This window comes from Pseudanabaena sp. 'Roaring Creek' (assembly GCF_001402795.1).
Classification (GTDB): domain Bacteria; phylum Cyanobacteriota; class Cyanobacteriia; order Pseudanabaenales; family Pseudanabaenaceae; genus Pseudanabaena.
In genome coordinates this window covers 1-9244 of the sequence record NZ_LIRE01000139.1, presented here as the reverse complement: position 1 = coordinate 9244, position 9244 = coordinate 1, and the positions used below count along the sequence as shown (strand labels likewise).

Annotated in this window: 7 protein-coding genes; 2 read left to right on the top strand and 5 right to left on the bottom strand. The window is 46.3% G+C overall.

Going from position 1 to position 9244, the window contains the following annotated elements; all coding sequences use genetic code 11:
* The first annotated feature begins 220 nt into the window (after nt 1–220).
* Nucleotides 221–1411, top strand: coding sequence for a (E)-4-hydroxy-3-methylbut-2-enyl-diphosphate synthase (ispG, locus tag AC805_RS04430; protein ID WP_040688499.1), 1191 nt, complete (start codon nt 221–223; stop codon nt 1409–1411).
* 78 nt (nt 1412–1489) lie between these two features.
* Here ispG and AC805_RS04425 read toward each other — a convergent pair whose 3' ends face one another.
* The 5 genes from AC805_RS04425 to AC805_RS04405 form a co-directional block, all read right to left on the bottom strand.
* A complete protein-coding gene (locus AC805_RS04425; RefSeq protein WP_055074294.1) occupies nt 1490–2671 on the bottom strand; it encodes a glycosyltransferase in 1182 nt (393 codons plus the stop codon).
* Nucleotides 2672–2714: 43 nt separating this feature from the next.
* The gene (locus AC805_RS04420; protein ID WP_055074293.1) at nt 2715–4058 is read right to left on the bottom strand and encodes an O-antigen ligase; all 1344 of its coding nucleotides are present in this window, start codon (nt 4056–4058) and stop codon (nt 2715–2717) included.
* Between the two features lie 51 nt (nt 4059–4109).
* The gene (locus AC805_RS04415; RefSeq protein ID WP_055074292.1) at nt 4110–5195 is read right to left on the bottom strand and encodes a glycosyltransferase family 4 protein; all 1086 of its coding nucleotides are present in this window, start codon (nt 5193–5195) and stop codon (nt 4110–4112) included.
* A gap of 252 nt (nt 5196–5447) precedes the next feature.
* Entirely contained in the window at nt 5448–7367 is a 1920-nt protein-coding gene (gene dxs, locus AC805_RS04410; RefSeq protein ID WP_055074291.1) for a 1-deoxy-D-xylulose-5-phosphate synthase, read from the bottom strand.
* A 132-nt stretch (nt 7368–7499) separates the two neighbouring features.
* Entirely contained in the window at nt 7500–7793 is a 294-nt protein-coding gene (locus AC805_RS04405; protein ID WP_055074290.1) for a hypothetical protein, read from the bottom strand.
* A 145-nt stretch (nt 7794–7938) separates the two neighbouring features.
* Here AC805_RS04405 and AC805_RS04400 point away from each other — a divergent pair, with 145 nt between their 5' ends.
* Nucleotides 7939–9069 carry a cell wall metabolism sensor histidine kinase WalK gene (locus tag AC805_RS04400; RefSeq protein WP_055074289.1) on the top strand — a complete coding sequence of 377 codons (1131 nt, stop codon included), beginning with the start codon at nt 7939–7941 and terminating at the stop codon, nt 9067–9069.
* Nucleotides 9070–9244: the final 175 nt, after the last annotated feature.

Below are 9244 nucleotides of genomic sequence, written 5' to 3'. Positions count from 1 at the left end.
GGTGGCGGCGCGAAGCGCCGCCACCCATCTTTAGGGTTTTGAGTTGCGCTCAAATATTTTCCACAACAAAATTAAAAGCGCAAAATAAAGCTACTGTCCCCCACTTCAGATAGACTAATGAAAGAAAGTAACTAAAAGTGTTATGGCGACTGTTTCTGAGAATACGAAAAGCACACAAAACGGCACACAAAACGGCACACAAAAAGCTACAGCCGAACCGATCGTGGATGGCAGTGAAAATCTTGGTGTAATCGTCAGACGCAAAACTCGCCCCGTCCAAGTGGGTAATATCACCATCGGCGGAGGAGCACCTGTCGTGGTGCAGTCGATGATTAATGAAGACACCCTCGATATAGATGGCTCGGTAGCAGGAATTCGTCGCTTGCATGAAATTGGCTGCGAAATTGTCCGCGTCACCGTCCCCAGTATGGCTCACGCCGCCGCCCTCTCAGAAATCCGCCAAAAGCTTAAACGGACTTATCTTGATGTGCCTCTGGTCGCCGATGTCCACCACAACGGTATGAAAATTGCCCTCGAAGTCGCCAAGCATATTCATAAAGTCCGCATTAATCCAGGACTATACGTATTTGAGAAACCCAAGGCAAATCGTACCGAATATACCCAATCAGAATTTGACGAGATCGCCGAAAAAGTCCGCGACACCCTCAAGCCGCTTGTTTTGTCTCTCAAGGAACAGGGTAAGGCAATGCGGATCGGCGTAAACCACGGTTCTCTCGCCGAGCGGATGCTATTTACCTATGGCGATACGCCTCAGGGTATGGTCGAATCCGCGATCGAGTTCATTCGCATTTGTGAAGATCTGGATTTTAAAAATATCGTTATCTCCATGAAGGCATCCCGCGTCCCCGTGATGATCGCCGCCTATCAATTGATGGCTAAGCGCATGGATCAATTGGGTATGGATTACCCCTTGCATTTAGGAGTAACGGAAGCGGGTGATGGGGAATATGGTCGGATCAAGTCCACGGCGGGTATCGCCACGTTACTATCCCAAGGAATCGGCGACACTATTCGGGTATCGCTTACAGAAGCGCCAGAGAAAGAAATTCCCGTCTGTTACAGCATTTTGCAATCTCTAGGGCTGCGCAAAACAATGGTGGAATACGTCGCCTGTCCATCTTGCGGTCGTACCCTATTTAATCTTGAAGAAGTTCTACATAAAGTCCGCGAAGCCACCAGTCACCTAGTCGGTTTAGACATTGCCGTGATGGGCTGCATTGTCAATGGCCCCGGGGAAATGGCCGATGCCGACTATGGTTATGTTGGTAAAACTCCAGGCACCATTTCTCTTTATCGTGGCAAGGAAGAGATCAAGCGTGTACCTGAAGCGGAAGGGGTAGAACAATTAATTGCTCTCATTAAATCTGATGATCGCTGGGTCGATCCTTAAATTTTAAAAATCCCGATCAAAGCCAAGAAGAGAAGGGCGAAGCAAAGCTCCGCCCTTCTCTTCTTGGCTTTGTATTAATCACTTGAGCACAGCTATGTATAGCTGTTGGAGATTAACTGCAATTTTGTTCCAAGTGTAATGTTCGGCAATATATTTTGCAGCCCGATCGCCTATTTGTTGATTAACTTGAGGTTGATCGAGACTTTGGGCGATCGCGGCGGCGATCGCATCAATCTCCAAATCCACCACCCAGCCTAATTGTTGTGATCGGACTAGCTCGGCGAGGGCTACCCCCTTAGTTATGAGTACGGGAGTCCTTGCGGCAAGGGCTTCTAAAACCGATACCCCAAAATTTTCTGAATGGGAGGTCAAGACATAGAGGTCTGCTCCTTGCAGACAAATATTTTTGTTAATCCCTGTAACAAAACCCAATTTGAAAGTGCGATCGCCTAAATGATTGGCTTGGAGCAGTCGCTCCAATACTGCCTCATATTCTGGATCGCCACTACCCGCCAACACAAACGCAAAATGGCGATCGCGCAATTTACTGAGCGCGGGAATCAGGTAATCTAGCCCTTTTTTAGGATGGATTCGCGACAAAAAAAGCAGGATCGGAACTGGAGAGGGAATATCGAGCATTCGATGTAGCTGCTCTCTTGCATCGGCGATCGCTGGAGGTATTTGCAAACCCAGCGGCAGAACGATAGTTTTTAAAGCCCAACCCAGTAGTTCTATTTCTACCTGCTCTTGCCTTGCTGTCACATGAATCGCTTTAGCGCCAAATAAATTCGCTTTTTCGAGCAAGTTCAGGTAAATATGCTTTTTTTGCGCTCCTTGCTGCAATGACCATTGACATAGCAATCCATGGGGACTATTAACATAGGGAATATTTTGCTGACGCGCGATCGTCATAGCAATGGTTGCAGGATAGGAAAAAATTGCATGAACATGAATGAGATCGTAATCGCGGAGATGTTGCCACAACCAAATTGTTAAGCTGCCTGAGAAGGCAAACTCGCGCATAGCGTGAATAGGGGGCGAGAATCTGGGAAAGAACCTTACAGGCACTTTTTTGCCTTCGACTTCATATTCAATCAATCGGTGGAGCGGAACATCTAGCAAAGTCTTACCATTATCATTGGTCGTTACAATTTCGGCATCTATACCAATATCCCGTAAGCCCTTAACCATCTCCATGACAGCAATACTCGTGCCTCCTCTCACCGCCGCAATAGATGGAACTAGATGCAAAATTTTCATAGCTTATGGGGAACTGACATGATGCCTAACTACTGATGACTAGCTACTGATGACTAACAAAATCTAAATAATCATCTCGATGGGCAACTTCTAAAAGATAATTACCGAGTACAAGATATAAAAGCACCGCCAGAATGGAAAAGGTCAAATTACCGAGTAGATAGGCTTCCGAAATACCGCCAACAAGTAAAGACAACAGTCCAGCCATAACGGCGCTACATTGGAGGTAGTATTCTGGTCTAGCTTTGCACAATCGATCGAGCCTATATATCATTTGCAAACTGCTCAAACCAAACATGAACATGGGAACTGCACCAATTAAGCCCAAACTTCCCAATACCCCCAACCACGAGCTCTCACCAAACAGAAGGCGATCGCCTTGAAATGGAGCACCAAACAGGGGATTTTCAATGAAGAGGTTCAAGTAACCATTCCAAACATTTTCGCGCGTATTGCTATCTAAGTTATCCCATTTGTCCACTGTACTGGTGAAAATGCCCGTGGTGTCAGCATCGCTGGGACTGAGGAATGGCAAAGTAATTGCCGCGATCACACCGATAAATAGGGCAAGCTGTAATAGGTTCCCACCTCGATAGCGGAAAAACATTAAGACTGAAACCACTGCCATGATTGCCCCAGTTCGCGAGGCAGTCATTAACAATGCAAATATCGACATGACCAAAAGCCCAATCCATAGACCTCGCATCCATCGGCTTTGTTCGCGCTGAAAGTAGAGAAATAAGAAGGAAGGAATTGTCGCGGTAATCAAAACAGCCGCATGGTGTGGGTTACCTGTAGTACCTAAAAACCAACCATGCACAAAGGTAATCGCATAGGGATCGATTAATGCTTGATAGCCATTAGCAATAATAAATATTGTGCCCACCATCGCGATCGCCCAGATACCTAACTGAAAATTGCGATCGTCCTGTAGCCACCGCGATGGTCCCCACAAAATCGACCAAACTAATCCACCAAACGTAGTCGCACTTAAAAAAGCAAAGCCTACATCCCCATAAATTAGGATTTTAATGAAAATCATGCATTGAACTAAGACAATGTAAATTACAGGTTTAGGAATAATTTTTTGCCGCCAGTAACTTTTAGTCTTTAAGGCAACAATGATCAGCATTAACAATAAAACGATCGCTAATGGTCGCCCCACCTCGCGAATTTGCTGAAGTGGAAAAACTAGCGATGGCGGCTCCTTAATAAATTCATCGGCGAACTTGCTCAGAGAGGCCGCAAATCCAAAAATCGAGACCAAAATCCAACTTAAAAGTGGACGTTTCTGATCGGCTTGTAAGGCTAGAACTAAACCACCACCTAAGAGCATCAAACCTAAGGGAGTAGTAATAAATTCAACTAATTGATTTACAAAATCCATAAGGCGAGTAATTTTTTGCTGTTGGCAGAAAAGTTAAGCGATCGCTTGTTGTCAGTGTAATGGATGAAGCACAGAATTGAAGATGGCGATCCATCGCTGCGCCCATATTTCCGATCTATAGGGCTGGGCTAAATCTTGGGAACGAGTTCCCCATATTGCTAACTCACGATCGTGATTGTGATCGTGATTATGAATTTTTAGCAAAGACTTAGCTAAAGCCTCAGGGCGATCGGGGGGAATAATGATGCCATTATATTCAGAGCGAAGCACTTCTACCGCCGAACCACATACCTGAGTGCAGATTATAGGCAATCCTGCGGCCGCCGCTTCCACTAAAGCTATGGGCCAAGGATCGAATCGGCTCGGTAACACAAAAGCCCCAGCCTGTAGCCAAATATTTTTCATTTCGTCAGGCTGGACAAAACCTCGGTTGATAATACCTACTTGATCCTGTAGATAGGATTCGAGATCGCCCTGACCGCAGCAAACTAAATCCCAAGGATCGCTAACTTGCGATCGATAGAGACGGTAGGCTGTCACCAGCAGATCGATCGCTTTATCATGGCTGTAGCGACCGACAAAGAGGAAAGAACGCGGCCAAGGCGATCGCTTTCTTGCTTCGAGCAGAGGTGCGTAAGCCTCGTAGTCTATGCCATACAAACCTAACGAAATATTTTCCAAAGGGATGCCCAAACGATAGGCATATTGCCAACTCCGTTCGCCAGTGACGACCACACGCGCCATCCGTTTTAGATAGGAACGCAATATCCAAGGGGCTAAATGCTGCTTCCAGTTTCCCCACCAAGGGGTATCCATGCCCATAATTAAGGGAATATTTTGCAGATTTTTAGCAAAGGCTAATTGCCGATAGGGATGATGAAACCAACCACATAAAACGATCGCATCGGGATTTTGTTGGCTTATCAATTCCTTAATTAATTTTATGTCGTTGCGCTCCTGCAAGTCTAAAAGACGACAGGGGATTCCCTGCATTAACCCATCAGAAAATGCGGTCTGAGTTCGTGCTTGAAAAGCAATCACAAATAGGTCAATCTCTGGCATTGCCATTAGGGAGCGCCAACAGGCTGCCATATATCCAGAAATATCAGACCAACAAAAGACAATCTTCAGGCTCATATTTACTCATAATACCAAAGCTCAAAATGGCTACGCCATTTTGAGCTTCGAAAACCCTTACTAGGTTTGGTTTTTAATTCACGAAAGTGTTGTCATATTTTCTTAAAAACCAAAACCAGAAGAGTGTACCGCCCGCGTAGCGGGCGGTACACTCTTCTAGGTTTTAAGTTAGTAATAAGAAGAAGGTGGCACTTTGTGCCACCTTCTTCTTATTAACCGTGACTCCTGCGCAGCGGGAAACACAGTCAGAACTTAATTACTCATGGCAGCTTGCTTATTAAAGGCAAATTGTTGGAGAATGCGATCGCAGATTTGACCGCTAGATAGACCGAGGGAATTAAAGGACTGCTCTGGGGAAGCATGTTCGACCAGAATATCGGGAACGCCAATGCGATAAACGGGAGCCAACACATTCGCATCATTCAAAGCTTCCAAAACCGCACTACCAAATCCACCCATCAAGCAACCTTCCTCAAGGGTGACCACCTTACCAATTTTTTGGGCAAGGGGCAGAATTAGCTCGGTATCGAGAGGCTTCGCAAATCTGGCATTAACCACCGTGGCGCTAACTCCATGCTCGTTGAGAAGTTCCGCCACCTGTAGAGAAGGATAAACCATCGAGCCATAGGCTAGGAGCAGTACATCTTTCCCTTCGCGCAATACTTCAGCCTTGCCAATTGGTAATGGCGCGATATCTTCGTCTTGTAATGGTGCGCCTACGCCATTACCGCGAGGATAACGCATGGCAATCGCGCCATTGTGAGTTAAGCCCGTAACGATCATGCTCTGCATTTCGGCTTCGTCCTTAGGAGCCATCAGCACCATATTAGGAATGCAGCGCAGATAGGCAATGTCATACATCCCTTGGTGTGTGGGTCCATCAGCACCAACGATACCTGCGCGATCGAGACAGAAGAAGACGGGTAAATTCTGGATACAGACATCATGGATAATCTGATCGAAGCCACGTTGGAGGAAAGTGGAATAAATCGCCGCAACGGGGCGCATTCCTTCACAAGCCATACCCGCAGCCACGGTGATCGCGTGCTGCTCCGCAATGCCGACATCGATAAATTGATTAGGTAAGGCGGCTTGGAATTTGTCTAAACCCGTCCCCGTAGACATCGCGGCGGTAATAGCGACAATGCGCTTGTCATGCTCGGCGAGTTTGATCAGCGTATCCGCAAAAACCTTGGAATAGCTAGGAGGTTTGGGCTTGCTGGAAGTGGATGGCTTCGCTTTGCCTGTGGCGAGGTCAAAGGAATTTTGGGCATGATAGCCAACGCGATCAGCTTCAGCATAGCTATAACCCTTGCCCTTAGTGGTACTAACGTGAACCATGACAGGTCCCGTGAGCGTATGTGCCATCTTAAAGGTATCGATCAATTCCCTGAGATTATGACCGTCCACAGGACCAATGTAAGTGAAGCCAAGTTCTTCAAACACAGCTCCCACCTTATTTTGAACCATGGTGACAATCTTGAGATTGTCCTTGATGCGCTCGATTTCGGGACTGATTTGTTCGCCAACAAAGGGAATATTGCGGATCTGTCCCTCAATATTGTTGGTAATGAATTTCATCGGCGGACTGAGGCGCATTTTATTCAGATACTTAGGAATAGCCCCTACGTTGGCAGAAATCGACATTTCATTGTCATTGAGGACAACTAATAAATTAGTTTTGGGAAGATGTCCTGCATGGTTGATTGCTTCGAGCGCCATTCCGCCCGTCAAGGAGCCATCCCCAATGATCGCTACGGTTTTGTAATTTTCGCCTTGCAAGTCGCGGGCGATCGCCATACCGAGGGCAGCCGAAATACTGGTGGAAGCATGACCTGCGCCGAAATGATCGAATTCACTTTCACGACGATTGAGATAACCTGCTATACCGTCCTTTTGACGTAAGGTATGGAAGTTTTTGTAACGACCTGTGATCAATTTGTGGGGATAAGCCTGATGCCCAACATCCCAAACCACTTTATCGCGATCGAGATCGAGGGTTTGATATAAAGCGAGGGTCAATTCAACTACGCCTAGCCCAGGACCGAGATGTCCGCCTGTTGCCGCGATCGTTTCTAAATGCTTTTGCCGAATTTCCTTGGCTATAGACTCCAATTGCGAGATCGTTAGACCATGCAATTGGTTAGGGTGGGTAACATCACTTAACCGCATATATAGTTATTTTTTATAAAATGGCTTCCTTTAGTTTAACTGAAGCAAACCCCTCAAACGTTCATCGCGATCGCAGTTCTTAAAACCAAAAAGAGAGGGGTGCTATGCACCCCTCTCTTTTTGGGAATTTTGTTATTTCGATAAAATTGACATTGCTGCTTGACGGCAGCCCATACAGTCACAGCCAAATTTCTGAATTGCCAAATCGCCAACGCGATCGCTCATCAAAATATTAGCGCGATCGTCGGAGGAGTTATCTTTGCTATCGAGACTTTGAGCGGTTCTAGTAATGACAATTGAAGAACTATAGGAATCAGCATCTTTATTCGAGCTGCTATAGGGATTGGCTTTTGCGGGAGAGCTTGCTAGCAAAATCGCAGCAAAAATTGCGGGACTACTGATGAGGGCTAATGAGGATTTTTTCATAGGTCGCAAGAATACCGAATCGCATTCATTAATTACCGTACATAATAGCATCTCTATAAAAGAATGCTCGGACTGCCGATTCCCTCACTTTTTTGAGTTAGCGATCGCTATATACTAAGATTTAAGCCTTTCCCTCAACCAATTAATGCTCTCCGCTAGTCCCGACCTCATAGCCCTAGCTCGATCGCAAATTATATTGCTGACCCAAAGTTTGGGTGCAGTCGCTAGCGCCATGTATATCACCGAAAATGTGGCGGATGGGATGCCTCCCCACCTAATTGAGGTGGCTGTTTTTCCAGAAGAGGGGGCGATCGCTTTGCCAGAGGCTTTTTCGACCGAGGCTTTACCGATCTTATCGATGGGGACTGGGGGCTTGGTAAGACAACGCCGTTTCGTGTTGCCCTTGATCTACGAAGAGGCAATTTTAGGATTTTTAATGACAGGGCGGGACGATCGCGATTGGCTGGACTACGAACAATCGCAAATTCAGCAAATCGCCAACACATTAGCGATCGCCTGCGCCCTCGATCGCCGCAATCAATGGCTAGCAGCTAACCAGCAACGCAGTTACGAAGAGCAAAATAATTTTTTAGCTTCACTGCTACATCAACTTCGCAATCCCCTCACCGCCATTCGTACCTTTGCCCAACTGCTGTCGCGGCGCATCGTTGCCGAAGATCCGAATCAAAAATTTGTGACGGGTATTTTGCGAGAGACCAAGCATATTCAAGATTTACTCAGCGAAGCCGATCGCCCCACGCCATTGTTGCTATCTGAGGCCGAGCATGAAAAGGCGCTCCTACCTGCGGCAATGGAACTTACAGAGATCGATCTCTGTGAAATTTTGGACGCAATTACTAATTTTGCCAGCGCGATCGCCCAAGATCGTAATATTCAATTTCTATCGAATATCCCTTTGAATCTACCCAAAGCGATCGGCAATGAATCGGCTTTGAGAGAAGCGCTCGGAAATTTGGTAGAAAATGCCCTCAAATATACGCCCGAACGAGGCTATGTATTTCTAGGGGCAGATGTGAAACCCGACACGGTTTATATTTACGTTCAAGATACGGGTGTAGGAATTCCTGAAGCAGATCTGCCCCGTTTATTTGAACGAAACTTTCGCGGTAGACAGGCGGATGGTGATATTTTGGGGACGGGACTGGGATTGGCGATCGCTAATGAGTTAGTCCAGAAAATGGAAGGAAGCATTCATGTAATTAGTCAAGTGGGCAAGGGAAGCACTTTCGCCGTAACGTTGAAGCGGACAGGATAGGTTTGTTTCTGAGCAAAAATGAGATGATTTCCGTAAATTACCGTTATTTTTCCCTATATAGCTGTCGCCAAGTCTAATAGGACATAAACCCCAAGAATTGATTGGCGGCGCTTCGCGCCGCCAATCAATTCTTGGGGTTTGATTTGTCCTAAGTCAAGTGACTGTAGCTATAAAA